Consider the following 14,517-nt stretch of genomic DNA (forward strand, 5'->3'; position numbering starts at 1 on the left):
CCGTAAGGCGGTCAATGGGGGCCGGCGGCGGGTTTTGCGCGTTGGCTGGTCCCATGAAGCTCGACATCCGCCTGCCGGAGCCGCCCGCCGTGTTGCGGCGGGGTCCGTTCCGGGCCGGGGCCTTCCGTGACACGCTGCACGATCCGCGCACGGCCGTGGTGGTGGGCCGGTTGCTCGGTCCGGCCTTCCTGGTCTGCTTCCTGACCGGGGTGTTCAGCCATGTGCTGCAACATCAGCCGCACTGGCTCGCGTTGCCCGCGCGACCGGTGTGGGGGTATCGGGTCACCCAGGGGCTGCACGTGGCGACCGGGATCGCCGCGGTGCCGTTGCTCCTGGTGAAGTTGTGGGTGGTGTATCCGCATCTGTTCGCCTGGCCGCCGGCGCGGTCGGTGCTGCACGCCCTGGAGCGGTTGTCCGTCGCGGTGTTGATGATGGCGGCGATCTTCGAGCTGGGCACCGGGTTGTTGAACGTCGTCCAGTGGTATCCGTGGCCGTTCCCGTTCGTGCCGGCGCACTACTGGATCGCGTGGGTGGCGGCGGGTGCGATCACGCTGCACGTGGCGGTGAAGTTGCCGCTGATCGTGGCGCATTGGCGCCGGCCGCGCGGGGCGCCGGCGGATCCGCAGGGGCCGTCGCGGCGCGGGTTGTTGACCGTGCTCGGCGCGGGGGTGGGTGTGGTCACGCTGGCCACGGTGGGGCAGACCGTGACGCCGCTGGGGCGGGTGTCGGTGCTGGCGCCGCGGCGGGCGGACCTGGGCCCGCAGGGGCTGCCGGTGAACCGGACGGCGGCCGCGGCGGGCGTGTTCGCGGCGGTGCGTGATCCCGGGTGGCGGCTGGAGGTGGCCGGGCCGCGGCCGTTCGCGCTGTCCCGGGCGGAGTTGTTGGCGATGCCGCAGAGTCGGTCCGTGTTGCCGATCACGTGTGTCGAGGGCTGGAGCGCGTCGGCGCACTGGTCGGGGGTGCGGATCCGGGATCTGCTGGAGCGGGCGGGCGCGGCTCCGGGGGATCGGCTGCGGGTGTTCTCGCACGAGCGGTTCAGTCCGTACTCGGTGATGGACATGCCGGGCGAGTGGACCGACGATCCGCTGACCCTGCTGGCGCTGATGCTCAACGGCGCTCCGCTGGCCGAGGATCACGGGTATCCCGCGCGGATCATCGCACCGAACCGGCCGGGTGTGTTGCAGACGAAGTGGGTCGCCAGGATGGAGGTGGTGCGATGAGTACGGCGTTCGAGCCGCCGCCGGTCGCGCCGCGTACGGGGCGGGCGGTCACGATCGTTCGCCTCGTGCTCGGGGCGGTGGGCCTGGCCGGGATCGGGTGGGGTGTGGTCGGGGTCCGCGACGACCCGTTCCTGCGCGATCGGGTGGGTCTGGCGAAGTGGCTGGTCGGTGGATTGCTGCTGCACGACGCGGTGTTCGCGGTGGTGGTCTTCGTGGTCGGCGCGCTGGTGATGCGGATGCGGCCGGGGCCACCCGCGTGGGTGCGCCGGACGGTGCTCGGCGGGCTCGCGGTGGGCGTGGCGGGCACGCTGATCGCGCTGCCGGCGCTGTTGCGGCCGCTGCCCACGCAGAATCCGTCGGTGTTGCCGCTGGACTACGCGGACGGGCTGGCGATCGTGTGGGGCGTGGTGGTGGCGGGGACGGCGCTGGTGGTGGGGTGGCGGTACGCGCGGGGGCGGGGGCGCGGCTGAGCGGGGGCGGGTGCGGCTCGGCGGCGCGCGGGCGGGCCCGGCCCCGGATCAGTGCCGGCGCAGGGCGGCGAACGCGCGGTTCGTGTGGGTCCAGGTCTCGGTCGGGGTGAACGCGTGGGCGGGGGCGAGGCGGCGGAGGGAGGGGGTGCCGATCCTGGCCCAGCGGAAGGCGCCGCCGTGGCCGCCGCCCGCGTTCTCGACCCGGGCCGCGAAACGTTCGTGGACGTCCTGGGGGTCGGTCTCGACCAGGAGCAGGCCGCCCGGGGCCAGCAGGGTGTGCATACGGTCGAGCAGCCGGGCCGGGTCGCCGCCGATGCCGATGTTGCCGTCGGCGAGCAGCGCGACCGCCCAGCGGCCCTCCCCCGGCAGCGGCTCGAACACCGAGCGGCACAGCGCACTCGCGCCGGCGGCTCGGCTGCGGGCCACCGCGGCCGGTACCGGGTCCACGCCGAGCGCGGCCACCCCGCGCCGGGTCAGCGCGGCGGCCAGCCGGCCCGGGCCGCAGCCGACGTCGAGGGTGGGGCCGGTACAGCGGGTCAACAGGGTGTCGTCGGCGGCGTCCGGCTCGGCGCACCAGCGGGCCAGTTCGAGGCGTTGCCGCCGACCGCCGTGCCGGCGCAGGTAGAGCGCGCCGCCCTCGCGGAGCGCGACCGCGTAGGGATCGGCGGCGGCCGCGTACGGATCGGTCGCGGCGTTCGTCCCGGGCGTCGGTTCGTGGACCAGGGTCATGCGTACACCCCGTCGCCGAGCAGCGCGCGGGCCACGCCGGCGCAGTGTGTGCCGGGGATGTCGCGGGTGACGGCGGCCAGGTCGTCGGCCGTGTCGATGTCGGTCAGGGTGGGCAGGTCGCGCACGGTCAGGCCGGCGGCGAGCAGTCGGGCGCGCTGTACCGCGCCGGTCTCGGGCACCGACATCGGCACGCCGGGGAAGACCGAGGGATCCGGCCGGCGCATGCCGATGGCCCAGAATCCGCCGTCTGTGGCCGGGCCGAACCACGCGTCGGCGGCCGACCAGTCCACGCCCAGCAGGTCGGGGGTGATCTGCGGGGTGTCCATGCCGACCAGCAGGGTCGGCCCGGTACAGCCGGCGAACGCGGCGGCGAGGCGCAGGTCGAGGCCGCCGCCGTGCTGCGGGCGCACCTCGAAGCCGGGCGGCAACCACGGTCCCGGCGCGCCCGCGAGCACCAGGACGCGGCGGCGGGCGGGCGTGGCCAGCACCGCCGCGAGCGTGTCGGCGAGCGCGGCCTCGGCCACCGCGGCGGCCTGGTCGGGGGTCAGCGGCGGGGTCAGCCGGGTCTTGACCCGGCCCGGGACGGGGGCCTTGGCGATCACGAGCAGCGTGGTCATGCGGGCCGCCCGGGGCGGACCAGCACCGCGCTCATGTCGCGCACGGCCGTGACCGTGCCGCGTACCGTGCCGGTGACCTTGGAGCGGCCCGTGCGCGGGTGGTAGAGCACGTCGACCTCGGCGATCCGCCAGCGGGCGTCGGCGGCGCGGACCACCGTCTCCAGCGGGTAGCCGGAGCGCCGGTCGCGGACGTCGAGGGCGAGCAGGTCGGCGCGCCGGGCGGCGCGCATCGGTCCCAGGTCGTGCAGGCGGGCGCCGGTGCGGCCGCGCAGTCGGCGGGCGAGCACCGCGTTGGCGAGGCGGGCGTGGATCGGCCAGGCGCCGAGGCTCTGCGGGCGGCGGCGGCCGAGCACCAGGTCCGCGTCGCCGGCGCGTACGGGGTCCACGACCTCGGGCAGTTGGGCGGGGTCGAGGGACGCGTCGCAGTCGCAGAAGCAGACGATCGGCGCGGTCGCGGCGAGCAGCCCCGCGTGGCAGGCGGCGCCGAAGCCGCGCCGCTGCTCGACCACCACCTCGGCGCCCAGCGAGCGGGCCAGGTCGGCCGAGCCGTCGCGCGAGCCGTTGTCCACCACGAGGGGGCGATATCCGGCCGGCATCCGCGCGAGCACCCAGGGCAGCGCGCGGGCCTCGTCGAGACAGGGCAACACCACGTCCACGGCGTGGGCGGCAAAGGGCGCCGCCGAGTGCATCGTGGATGGCGCTGTGGAGTGGGATGTGGAACGGGCCGCGGAGTGCGTGGCGGCCGGCTCGGCGGATCGCGCCGCGAAAGGGGCCGCGGATTGCTCCACGGCATGTGCTGAAGAGGCGTCCATGCGGCTCACGCTAGGTATGCGTGCGCCTCGTACCCAGGCATGACGTGCTTACGAAGTACTGACGTCGCGTCGATACGGCCGTGTGGGTTACGGGCCGCTTACGGATCCGACCCGCGCCGGAATCGTCCACCTTCGCGCACCTACACTCGCCGGCATGAAGGTGCTCGTCGTCGACGACGACCCGACCGTGGCCGAGGTCGTCGTCGGCTATCTCGAACGCGCGGGGTTCCACACCGCGCACGCCGCCGACGGACCGTCCGCCCTCGACCTGGCCGCCGCCGACCCGCCGGACCTGGTGGTGCTCGACCTGATGTTGCCGGGCATGGACGGCCTCGACGTATGCCGGCGGCTGCGCGAGCGCGGTCCGATCCCGGTGGTGATGCTGACCGCGCTGGGCGACGAGGGCGATCGGGTGCTGGGTCTGGAGGTCGGCGCGGACGACTACGTCACCAAGCCGTTCAGCCCGCGCGAGTTGGTCCTGCGGGTGCGGTCGGTGCTGCGCCGCGTCGCGGGGCCGGTCGCGGCGGCGGTGCCGTCGGTGCTTCGACACGCCGACGTCGAGGTGGACGTGCGCGCCCACCGGGTGTTCCGCGCCGGCCGCGAACTCTCGCTCACCGCACGCGAGTTCGACCTGCTCTGCTTCTTCCTGGCGGCGCCGGGCCGGGCCTTCACCCGGGAGGAGTTGATGCGCCGGGTGTGGGGGTGGGAGTTCGGCGACCAGTCCACGGTGACCGTGCACGTACGGCGCCTGCGGGAGAAGATCGAGGACGACCCTGCCGCGCCCCGGCTCCTGGTGACCGTGTGGGGCGTGGGATACCGCTTGGAGGTCGAACCCGGGTGCCGGTGAGGGATTTCGCCCTGATCTGCCTGATCGCGGCGGGCAGCGGCCTGGGCGTCACGCTGATCGGGCTGCTCGGCCTGCGGGGGTTGCGCAACCGCTCGTTGTCGATCGCGCTCGCCGCGATGTCGGTGGTGACGATAGCCGGCATGGCAGCGGGCACCGTCGGCGTCTCGCAGGCGATGTTGTTGTCCTCGCACGACCTGACCGTGGTGATGGTGGTCTGCGCGGTGTCGGCGGTGCTGGCGATCGGCGTGGCGATGGTGCTGGGCCGCCCGGTGGTGGCCGACGTACGGGCGCTGCGCGGGACCGCTCGGGCGCTCGGCGGCGGGCCGCCCCCGCCCGCGCCGCCGCGGCAGGTCTCGGCGGTGGCCGAACTGGCCGAGCTGGGCCGCGAGTTGGAGCGCGCCGGGGTACAGCTGGCCGAGTCGCGCGCCCGCGAGCGCGCGGTCGAGCACGCGCGCCGCGAGTTGATCGCGTGGATCTCGCACGATCTGCGCACCCCGCTGGCGGGCCTGCGGGCGATGGCGGAGGCGCTGGAGGACGGCCTGCCGGAGGACCCGGCGCGCTATCACCGGCGGATCCGCACCGAGGTGGATCGGCTCAGCGGCATGGTGGACGACCTGTTCGAGCTGTCCCGGATCCAGGCGGGCGCGCTGAAGTTGTCCCCGGCCCGGGTCTCGCTCTACGACCTGGTGGCGGACGCGATGGCGGGCACCGAGGAGTTGGCCCGGTCCCGCGCGGTCCGGGTGGCGGGCGAGGACATGGCCGCGGTGCCGGTGCGGGTGGACGGCCGGGAGATGTCCAGGGCTTTGACGAACCTTCTGGTCAACGCGATCCGGCACACCCCGTCGGACGGCACGGTGGCGGTCGGCGTGCGCACGGCCGCCGGCGAGGTGGTGGTCTCGGTCACCGACGCGTGCGGCGGCATCCCGGAGGAGGACCTGCCGCGTGTGTTCGACACGGGCTGGCGCGGCACCCACGCCCGCACCCCGTCCCCGGCCGGCGGCGCGGGTCTGGGCCTGGCCATCGTCCGCGGCATCGTCGAAGCCCACGCGGGCCGGGTCGCGGTCGCCAACACGGGCACGGGCTGCCGCTTCGAGGTGCGCCTGCCGGCGGGGTGAGGGCGGCGGTGCTCCGCGCCCCGGCCGGTGGGTCGCTCACACATGGGCGAATTGGGCCATGCCGTCCGCGAATTCGATCTCGGCGCGCCAGCCGAGTTCGGCCTCCAGTCGAGCCGCGGAGGCGGTGATGTGGCGTACGTCGCCCAGTCGATACTCCGCGGTGGTGATCGGCGTCGGACCCGCGTGCGCGGCCGCCAGGGCCAGGGCCATCTCGCCCACCGTGCGCGGCACGCCGGTGGCCACGTTGTACGCCCGCAGACCGGGCGCCGACCGCTCGAAGGCGGCCAGGTTGGCCGTGGCCACGTCCCGTACGTGCACGAAGTCGCGCCGCTGGCCGCCGTCTTCGTACACCCGAGGCGGCAACCCCGCGCGCAGCATCGAGCGGAAGATCGCGGCCACGCCCGCGTACGGGGTGTCCAGCGGCATCCTCGGGCCGTAGACGTTGTGATAGCGCAGGGCGGTGGCCACCCCGCCGGTGCTCCGGGCCCACGCGCCGGCCAGGTGCTCTTGGGCCAGCTTGGTCGCGGCGTAGACGTTGCGCGGGTCGGGCGCCGCCTCCTCGGAGATCCGTCCCGGCGTCACCTCCATCCCGCACACCGGACACGGCGGCTCGAAGCGCCCCGCCTCCAACGCCTCGATCGGCCGTGCGCCGGGCACCACGTCACCGTGCTCGGCGCACCGCCCCATGCCCTCCCCGTAGACCACCATCGAACTGGCCAGCACCAGACGCCCGATACCGGCGCGCCCCATGGCGGCCAACAACACCGCGGTGCCAAGGTCGTTGCAGCCCACGTAGTCGGGCGCGTCCCCCAGATCCAGCCCGAGCCCGACCTTGGCCGCCTGATGACACACCGCGTCCACACCGACCAGCGCCCGCGCCACCGCGTCCGCGTCGCGCACGTCCCCGACCACGCGGTCCACACCGTGGACGGACACCAGATCGAAGACCCGCACCTCGTGCCCGGCCTCGACCAGGCACTCCACGACATGCGACCCGATGAACCCGGCTCCGCCGGTGACAAGGATCCTCATACCGCCCAAACTAAGTCGCTCCGCGCCCCCGAATCCCCCCACACGCCCCGATGTCACCCGTTCGTAAGACCTGCCGTGCCGGCGCGTCGGGTTCGCCCACCCCGGCGCTCGGGTGTCGGGTGCTGCGAGACTGGTTTCATGCGCATCGTTGTACTGGCCGGCGGTATCGGCGGGGCTCGGTTTCTTCGGGGGCTCAAGGCGGCCGTTCCGGAAGCGGAGATCACCGTCGTCGGCAATACCGGGGACGACATCCACCTGTTCGGGCTGAAGGTGTGCCCGGACCTCGACACCGTCATGTACACGCTCGGCGACGGCATCAACGAGGAGCAGGGCTGGGGGCGTCGGGACGAGTCGTGGAGTATTCGCGAGGAGATGGCCGCCTACGGGGTCGAACCGACCTGGTTCGGGCTCGGCGACCGGGACTACGCGACCCACATCGTGCGGACCCAGATGCTCGGCGCCGGGTATCCGCTGTCGGCCGTCACCGAGGCGCTGTGCGCGCGGTGGCAGCCGGGGGTGCGGCTGATCCCGATGAGCGACGACCGCGTCGAGACGCACGTGGTGATCGATGATCCGGACAAGCCCGGCACCCGCAAGGCGGTGCATTTCCAGGAGTATTGGGTGCGGCTGCGGGCCGCGCCGACGGCGCACGCGATCGTGCCGGTCGGGATCGAGACCGCCAAGCCCGCGCCCGGCGTGTTGGAGGCGATCGCCGAGGCCGACCTGATCCTGTTCCCGCCGTCGAATCCGGTGGTCAGCATCGGCACCATCCTGGGTGTGCCCGGCATCCGGGAGGCGCTGGTGGCCGCCGAGGCGCCGGTGATCGGCCTGTCGCCGATCATCGGGGGCGCCCCGGTGCGCGGGATGGCCGACCGGGTCCTGGAGGCCGTCGGCGTGGAGACGAGCGCGGCGGCGGTCGCACAGCACTACGGCCCCGGTCTGCTCGACGGCTGGCTCGTGGACACCGCCGACGCGGCGGCCGTGCTGAGCGTGGAGGCCGCCGGCATCCCGTGCCGGGCCATCCCGCTGTTGATGAGCGATGTCGAGGCCACCGCCGAGATGGCCCGGGCCGCGCTCGCGCTCGCGGACGAGGTGCGGTGATGGGCGCCCCGCCGAGCGGCTACTCGATCCTGGGCGTGTCCGGGCTGCCGGAGATCGGCGAAGGCGCCGACCTGGCCGCGCTGATCGCGGACGCGGCGACCGGCCCCGACGGTCCCGGACTGCGCGACGGCGACGTGCTCGTGGTCACCTCGAAGATCCTCAGCAAAGCCGAGGGGCGACTGCTGCGTGGGGTCGATCGGGAGAAGGTGATCGACGCCGAGGCGGTCCGCCTGGTCGCCCGCAAGGGGCAGACCCGGATCGTGCAGACCCGGCACGGCTTCGTGATGGCGGCGGCCGGCGTGGACGCCTCCAACACCGAGCCGGGCACGCTGTTGTTGCTGCCCGAGGATTCGGACGCCTCCGCCCGACGGTTGCGGGCCGCCCTTGCCGAGCGGGTCGGCGTGCGGGTGGGCGTCGTGGTGTCGGACACCTTCGGCCGGCCGTGGCGCAACGGGGTCACCGACGTCGCGATCGGCGTCGCCGGGCTGGCCGCGGTCGACGACCACCGGGGCCGGATCGACACGCACGGCAACGAGCTGGCGGTGACGATCACCGCCGTGGTCGACGAACTCGCTGCCGCCGCCGAACTGGTCAAGGGCAAGGCCGGCGCCGTCCCGGTGGCGGTGGTGCGCGGCCTCGCGCACCTGGTCACCGAGGCCGACGGGGCCGGGGTGCGCCCGCTGGTGCGCGGCGCCGAGGACGACATGTTCCGACTCGGTACCGCCGAGGCGGTCGCCGAGGGGGCCCGCACCGCGATCACCGCCCGACGTACCGTGCGCGCCTTCACCGACGATCCGGTGGATCCGGAGGCGGTGCGCCGCGCGGTGGCCGCCGCGATCACCGCGCCCGCGCCGCATCACACGGTGCCGTGGCGCTTCGTGCTCCTGGAGAGCGCGCCGGCCCGGACCACCCTGCTCGACGCGATGCGCTCCCGGTGGGTGGCGGATCTGCGCGCCGACGGCCTGGACGAGGAACGGATCGCCCGGCGCGTCGGGCGCGGCGACGTGTTGCGCAACGCGCCGTACCTGGTGGTGCCGTGCCTGGTCACCGACGGCGCGCACGCCTACCCCGACCCGGTGCGCTCGCGGGCCGAGCGGGAGATGTTCACCGTCGCGGCGGGCGCCGCCGTACAGAATCTGTTGATCGCGCTGACCGCCGAGGGCCTGGGCTCCGCATGGGTGTCCTCGACGATGTTCTGTCCGGACGTGGTGCGCGCCACGCTCGCGCTGCCCGCCGACTGGGACCCGATGGGCGCCGTCGCGGTGGGCCGGCCGGCCGAGCCGCCCCGGGAGCGTCCGGCCCGCACGGTGGACGACGTGATCGTGGTGCGCTGAGCGCGGCGCGGACAAGGGCCTAGCCACAACGCCCGGACGTGACGAAGGGGTGGGCTCGCGACGGGCCCACCCTTTCGTCATGGTTCACCGCGGTGCGTCACCGCTCGGCGCTGCCGGCCCGGAATCGGCGGGCCCACACCGCCGCAGACGTCGGGTCGAGGGCGGTGTCCGGCCGATGTCCGGGGGCTTCACGCCTGATCAGTAGCCCTGCGTCCCGCCACCGGCGGTCGGCGGAGCCTGCGGGCGCGGCGGCGGAATGTGCCCGCCGCCCGGGGCTCCGGTCCGCCCGGGAGTGGGCGCCATGCCCGGGCCGGGATAGGGCGGAGGCGGCGTCTGCGGCAGGTCGGCCGACCCGTGGCTGCCGGGCGGCTCGACCTCACCGCGCCAGCCGCCGGTCTCTTGACCCCGCTCCTCCACGAACGTCTTGAAATGTTCCAGGTCGCCCTTGGTCCGGCCGCGCACGAAGCCGAGCTTGTCGCCGACCGTCTCCACGAGGCCGTCGGGGTCGAATTCCATCTGGAACATCACGCGGGTGTGTACGTCGTCGAGCCGATGGAAGGTGACCACACCCGCCTGGTGCGGGCCGTCCACGGTCTTCCACGCGACCCGCTCGTCGGGCCGCTGCTCGGTGATCTCGGCGTCGAACTCCCGGGTCACTCCGGCGATTTTGGTCACCCAGTGGGTGTGTGTCGCGTTGATCTGGTCGATCCGTTCGACCCCGCTCATGAACCGCGGGAACTCCCGGAACTGGGTCCACTGGTTGTAGGCGGTGCGGACCGGCACGTCCACGTCGATCGAGTGCTGGACGGTCGTCACGAGCACTTCCTCCTCGTTCTCGGTGTCGGTTCCGAGCTGCCGTGCTGCGCAGCCGGGTCCTTCACCCGAACGGCTGCCCGAGGCCTCCGAGGACAAACGTGGCGCCCGCCGAGGGCCGGCCGTTCACAGGGTCCTGCCGGTGAAGTGCGGGCGCGGGGCATAGCGGGGCGCGCGACGCGGGACCTTGACCCCCGACATGCGGATCAGCAGCGCGGCCCGATGCCGGTTTCCCCCGTAGCAGGCGAGGAGTTCGAGCATTCCGGCGTCGTCCACGGCGTGCCCGGCGAGCGCGAAGCCGATGGTCTTGGGCAGGTGCAGGTCGCCCACGGACAGCGCGTCGGGGTCGCCGTGCGAGCGCTGCATGGTCTCGGCCGCGGTCCACACCCCGATCCCGGGCACCAGGCGCATCAGCCGGGCCGCCTCGGGGTGCGACACCTCGGTGGTCGCCTCCAGGCGGCCCGCCACCCGGGTCACCTCGATCACGGTGCGCGAGCGGCGTCCGTCCACTCCGGCGCGGGCCCAGTCCCAGGAGGGGATCAGCGCCCAGGTACGCGCGTCGGGGATCACCCGCAGGCCCGCCGGCGCCGGGCCGGGCGGGACCTCGCCGTACTTGCCGAGCAGCAACCGAAAGGCCCGGCGCGCCTCGATCGTGGTGACCTTCTGCTCCAGGATCGAGGGCACCAGGGCGGCGAGGACCAGCGCGCTGCGCGGCATCCGCAGGCCGGTGTACCGGCGTTGCGCGTCGCGCACGATCGGGTGGCGGGCGACGAGCGCGGCCGGGTCGTCGTCGGCGCCGAGCAGTGCCGGCAGCGCGTGCAGTTGCCACTCGGCGCCCGGCCCCCACGCGCTCGCCTCGATCTCGCCGGTCGCGGGTCGGTCGATCACCCGCAGTGTGCACGGCCCTTCGGGGGTGCGTGAGGTGCGCCATACCGAGCCGTCGGCGCCCGCGTGGTACGTCGGATCGCTGTGTCCTCGGCGCAGTTGGCCGAGGGTGAGCCGGAGATCGAGGGCGAACCCGGGACGCCACACGCGCCGGTGGGCACTGGGGTGCAACGGGCTCTCCTCGGGGTCCGGGTTCGGACCGCCACGGTACCTTCCCGGTTTTGTGCCGATGTGCGCAGAGCAGACTTCAGCTATGCGGGTGATGGCGTTCGGCACCTATGACACGACCGTCCACCCCCGGGTGGGAATCCTCGTCGAGGGCTTGCGGGGGCACGGCATCGAGGTGGTGACCTGCAACGTTCCGCTCGGCCACATGGACGCGGGCCCGATGGTCCCGCCGCCGTCGGTGCACCCCGGGATCCCCCGCCAGCGAATACGGCACGCGCGGTGCATCGCGGAGCTGGTGGCCAAGGCTCGGCGCGCGCCGCGTCCCGACGTGGTGATCGTCGGCTATCAGGGGCGGCTCGACATCCAGATCGCGCGGCGGTTGTTCCCCGGGGTGCCGCTGGTGCTGGACCACCTGGAGAGCGTGGACGACGTGGCCGATCGGCTGGGCCACGCCGCCCAGGCCGAACTGCGCAAGGTGGACCGGATCGAGCAGGCGGCGATCGCCGCGGCGCGACTGGTCCTGGTGGACACCGAGGAGCACCGCCGGGTGCTCGCGCCGGCGCAGCGGGATCGGGCCGTGGTGGTGCCGATCGGGGCGGCGCCGGTGTGGTTCGACGCGGGGCGGGCGGGCCCGAAGGTGTCCCCGGGTCCGCTCGACGACGCGTCGGCCGCGCCGCGACCCGACCCGCTATCGGAGCCCGCGGCCGACTTCGAGCCGGGCTTTCGGCCGGGCGAGGACCTGCGGGTGATCTCGGTCGGGCTCTACTCGCCGGTGCAGGGCGCACCGGTGATCGGCGCGGCGCTCAGTCGACTGGACGGCTATCCGATCGCCGTGACCATGATCGGCCGCGGCCTCCAGGCCCAGCGTACGAAGGACCTGGTCGGGCCGAACGCGCCCCGGGTGACCTGGCGGACCTGGGTACCCGAGGCCGAACTGCCGCGCCTGGTCGCCGCGCACGACGTGTGCCTGGGGGTGTTCGGCACCGGCGCCAAGGCGTTGCGGCTGGTGCCGAACAAGGTCTTCCAGGGCGCCGCGGCGGGGTGCGCGGTGCTCACCTCGGACACCGCGCCGCAGCGCCGACTGCTCGGCGCGGCCGGGTTGTTCGTCCCGGCGGGCGACTCCGACGCGCTGGCCGACGCGTTGCGCCGGCTGGCCCAGCATCCGCCGGAGGTGGCGCGACTGCGCGCGGCGGCGGTCGCGTTGGCGCGGGAGCGGTTCGTCCCCGAGGCGGTGGTCGAGCCGCTGGTGGAGCGCCTGCGGGAGATCGTGGACAAGGGCGTACGGTAGCCCGCCCGCCGCGGTCAGCCCAGCCGCACGGATACGTCCTTGCGGATCGCGGGCAGTTGCTCGTAGAGCGCCTGGCCGGGGCACTCGGTGTTGAACGCGTCCCGGTGGCCGGAGATCACGTCGAAGGAGTGGGTCGAGCCCTTCGGGTAACGGCTGCCGCTGTCGGAGGAGGTCAGCGTGACCCGGCCGGCCGGGTCGCGGTCGTCCAGGCCGAGCTTCCAGGCGATCAGGGCGGACAGCGCGACCAGCATCGGCCCGGGCGGCTCGGCGCTGGTGTAGGTGCCCATCGCGGCCACGCCCATGCTGTCCGTGTTGAAGCCGAGCGTATGCGCGCCGAGCACCGGCTTGTCCACCCCGCCTGCGCGGCCCTCGAAGACCGTGCCGCACTGGTCGACCAGGAAGTTGTAGCCCACGTCGGCCCAGCCGTTGGTCAGCACGTGGTAGCGGTAGATCGAGCGGAGCACCTTGGGCGAGTCGCCGCACGGGAAGTCGTTGCCATCGGCGGTGTGGTGCACGAACGCGGCGCGCACGGTGCCGGTGTACTTGAACTTCGCGTCCCGCAACGACTCGTCCGCGCCCCAGTCGCGACGGGCCACGATCGCGGGCCGCTCGGCGCGGCCCTTGACCCGGCCGTCGACCCGGTTCGGCCGGGTCCGGCGCGGCGGCATGCGGTCGACGATCGACTCGCCGGGGTCGACGAGTTCGGCCCGCAGGTCCGTCGGCAGCGCTCCGGCGAGCACGCCCACGCGGATCCGGACACCGTCGGAACGACCGGCCCAGAACGGCTCGGTGCCGCCGCGGACACGGCCCTCGGCCGGTCCGCTCCCGTCGCCGCTCGGGTGCAGCGCGCGCCAGGGACTCCACACCCCGCCGGTGCGGGTGCGTACGTGGACGACCACCCGCGCGCCCGCGGCCGGGTCGGGGTCGGCCCAGGTGACGCCGAGCAACGAGAAGGCCGCGGTGTCGCGTTCGGCGGTCAGTACCCCGGTGCGGCCCTCGCGGGGCGCGGCGGCGTCGGACTCCTGTTCGACCCCGGCCAGCGGGAGGGTGATCGTGGTACCGGGGGTGCTCGGTTCCGCGTCGGCCTGCGCGGGAGGTCCGGCGAGCACGGTGGGCACGGCGAGGGCGACGATCGACAGCACGATTCTGGTGAACACGGGCGGGCCCCTCCATCGTGGGCGGTGGAGTCGTTCGGGTGCCCGGTCCCACCACAACGCTTGTACCAAATGCAGCAATTACACCCATTTGTCGTACGAATTCATGCGCTCGATAGGCTGGGCGCATGCCCAGCACTCCGGTCGATCAGTTGCGCTCCGCGCTCGCCGCCGACTCCGCGCGGCCCTTCACCACCTTCTACGACGACGCCACCGGCGAGCGGGTCGAGCTCTCCGTCGCGACGTTCGACAACTGGGTCGCCAAGACCGCGAATCTGCTGCGCGACGACCTCGCGGTCGAGCCCGGCGCCCGGGTGTCGCTGCTGCTGCCGGCGCACTGGCAGACCCAGGTGTGGTTGCTCGCCGCGTGGTCGCTCGGCCTGGCGGTGACCTTCGACGGCGATCCCGCCGACGCCGACGTGGTGGTGTCCGGCCCCGACACGCTCGACCGGGCGGCGACCTGCCCCGGTGAGCGGGTCGCCTTGGCGCTGCGGCCGATGGGCGGGCGCTTTCCCGAGCCGCCGACCGGCTTCCTGGACTACGCGGCGGAAGTGGCCGGGCACGGCGACCGGTTCGTGCCCGACGGCTCGGCGCGCGCCGACGCGCCGGCGCTGATCGAGGCCGGCCGCGAGCACACCGCCGGCGACCTGGCCGCGGTGGGCGAGGCGACCGCGCGGGAGTGGAACCTCGGCCCCGGCGACCGGTTGCTCACCTCTTCGAGCTTCGCCCGAACGGGTGGATTGCGGGCGGGCCTGCTCGCGCCCCTGGCCGCGTCCGTACCCGTCGTCCTATGCCGTCACCTGGACGAATCCCTGCTGGAGCGGCGAATCGAGGCGGAGCGTGTCACGCGCGCCGTCACCCGTTCCGCCGACTAGTCCATGACAAGACGGGTCGGGCTGCGCTTTCGTGGCCCCGACCGCCCGTAGTGCCGT

At 74.0% G+C, this 14,517-nt stretch carries 14 protein-coding genes and 1 pseudogene; 8 read left to right on the top strand and 7 right to left on the bottom strand.

Going from position 1 to position 14,517, the window contains the following annotated elements:
- Nucleotides 1-53 precede the first annotated feature (53 nt).
- Both ACFRCG_RS36250 and ACFRCG_RS36255 read left to right on the top strand, forming a co-directional pair.
- On the top strand, nt 54-1,220 hold the full coding sequence (locus ACFRCG_RS36250) for a molybdopterin-dependent oxidoreductase (RefSeq protein WP_380039461.1): 1,167 nt from the start codon (nt 54-56) through the stop codon (nt 1,218-1,220).
- Nucleotides 1,217-1,690 (top strand): hypothetical protein, encoded by a 474-nt coding sequence (locus ACFRCG_RS36255; protein WP_380039463.1) that lies wholly within the window; start codon nt 1,217-1,219, stop codon nt 1,688-1,690. The genes ACFRCG_RS36250 and ACFRCG_RS36255 overlap by 4 nt, the downstream gene beginning before the upstream one ends.
- A 48-nt stretch (nt 1,691-1,738) precedes the next feature.
- On the opposite strand, the gene ACFRCG_RS36260 is transcribed toward ACFRCG_RS36255, so the two are convergent.
- Genes ACFRCG_RS36260 through ACFRCG_RS36270 form a run of 3 tightly spaced genes read right to left on the bottom strand, consistent with a single transcriptional unit; the run spans nt 1,739 to nt 3,725 of the window.
- Nucleotides 1,739-2,419, bottom strand: a complete 681-nt coding sequence (locus ACFRCG_RS36260; RefSeq protein ID WP_380039465.1) for a class I SAM-dependent methyltransferase — start codon at nt 2,417-2,419, stop codon at nt 1,739-1,741.
- Complete coding sequence (locus ACFRCG_RS36265; protein ID WP_380039467.1) at nt 2,416-3,036, bottom strand: DUF2064 domain-containing protein; 621 nt, start codon at nt 3,034-3,036, stop codon at nt 2,416-2,418. The genes ACFRCG_RS36260 and ACFRCG_RS36265 overlap by 4 nt, the downstream gene beginning before the upstream one ends.
- Entirely contained in the window at nt 3,033-3,725 is a 693-nt protein-coding gene (locus ACFRCG_RS36270; protein WP_380039469.1) for a glycosyltransferase family 2 protein, read from the bottom strand. The genes ACFRCG_RS36265 and ACFRCG_RS36270 overlap by 4 nt, the downstream gene beginning before the upstream one ends.
- Before the next feature lie 277 nt (nt 3,726-4,002).
- Between ACFRCG_RS36270 and ACFRCG_RS36275 the strand changes: the two genes are divergently transcribed.
- The gene (locus ACFRCG_RS36275; protein WP_380039471.1) at nt 4,003-4,695 is read left to right on the top strand and encodes a response regulator transcription factor; all 693 of its coding nucleotides are present in this window, start codon (nt 4,003-4,005) and stop codon (nt 4,693-4,695) included.
- Nucleotides 4,692-5,810, top strand: a complete 1,119-nt coding sequence (locus ACFRCG_RS36280; protein ID WP_380039473.1) for a sensor histidine kinase — start codon at nt 4,692-4,694, stop codon at nt 5,808-5,810. Before ACFRCG_RS36275 ends, ACFRCG_RS36280 begins: the two co-directional genes overlap by 4 nt.
- A 36-nt stretch (nt 5,811-5,846) precedes the next feature.
- Here the strand turns inward: ACFRCG_RS36280 and ACFRCG_RS36285 are convergent, their stop codons facing one another.
- The gene (locus ACFRCG_RS36285; RefSeq protein ID WP_380039475.1) at nt 5,847-6,842 is read right to left on the bottom strand and encodes an NAD-dependent epimerase/dehydratase family protein; all 996 of its coding nucleotides are present in this window, start codon (nt 6,840-6,842) and stop codon (nt 5,847-5,849) included.
- A gap of 138 nt (nt 6,843-6,980) precedes the next feature.
- On the opposite strand from ACFRCG_RS36285, the gene cofD reads away from it, so the two are divergent.
- Nucleotides 6,981-7,943: a 2-phospho-L-lactate transferase gene (gene cofD / locus ACFRCG_RS36290; protein ID WP_379999931.1), complete on the top strand. Its 963-nt coding sequence runs from the start codon at nt 6,981-6,983 to the stop codon at nt 7,941-7,943.
- Nucleotides 7,943-9,277: a coenzyme F420-0:L-glutamate ligase gene (locus ACFRCG_RS36295; RefSeq protein WP_380039477.1), complete on the top strand. Its 1,335-nt coding sequence runs from the start codon at nt 7,943-7,945 to the stop codon at nt 9,275-9,277. The genes cofD and ACFRCG_RS36295 overlap by 1 nt, the downstream gene beginning before the upstream one ends.
- A 372-nt stretch (nt 9,278-9,649) precedes the next feature.
- On the opposite strand, the pseudogene ACFRCG_RS36300 reads toward ACFRCG_RS36295, so the two are convergent.
- Nucleotides 9,650-10,093 (bottom strand): annotated as a pseudogene (locus tag ACFRCG_RS36300) (SRPBCC family protein); the annotation flags it as partial.
- Nucleotides 10,094-10,216: 123 nt separating this feature from the next.
- A complete protein-coding gene (locus ACFRCG_RS36305) occupies nt 10,217-11,146 on the bottom strand; it encodes a DNA-3-methyladenine glycosylase family protein (RefSeq protein WP_380039479.1) in 930 nt (309 codons plus the stop codon).
- An 82-nt stretch (nt 11,147-11,228) separates the two neighbouring features.
- On the opposite strand from ACFRCG_RS36305, the gene ACFRCG_RS36310 reads away from it, so the two are divergent.
- On the top strand, nt 11,229-12,431 hold the full coding sequence (locus tag ACFRCG_RS36310; protein ID WP_380039481.1) for a glycosyltransferase: 1,203 nt from the start codon (nt 11,229-11,231) through the stop codon (nt 12,429-12,431).
- 14 nt (nt 12,432-12,445) lie between these two features.
- Here the strand turns inward: ACFRCG_RS36310 and ACFRCG_RS36315 are convergent, their stop codons facing one another.
- Entirely contained in the window at nt 12,446-13,588 is a 1,143-nt protein-coding gene (locus ACFRCG_RS36315) for a peptidoglycan recognition protein (RefSeq protein WP_380039483.1), read from the bottom strand.
- Between the two features lie 125 nt (nt 13,589-13,713).
- On the opposite strand from ACFRCG_RS36315, the gene ACFRCG_RS36320 reads away from it, so the two are divergent.
- Nucleotides 13,714-14,460 carry a TIGR03089 family protein gene (locus tag ACFRCG_RS36320; RefSeq protein WP_380039485.1) on the top strand — a complete coding sequence of 249 codons (747 nt, stop codon included), beginning with the start codon at nt 13,714-13,716 and terminating at the stop codon, nt 14,458-14,460.
- Nucleotides 14,461-14,517: the final 57 nt, after the last annotated feature.

It is taken from the genome of Embleya sp. NPDC056575 (assembly GCF_042793325.1).
Classification (GTDB): Bacteria; Actinomycetota; Actinomycetes; order Streptomycetales; family Streptomycetaceae; genus Embleya.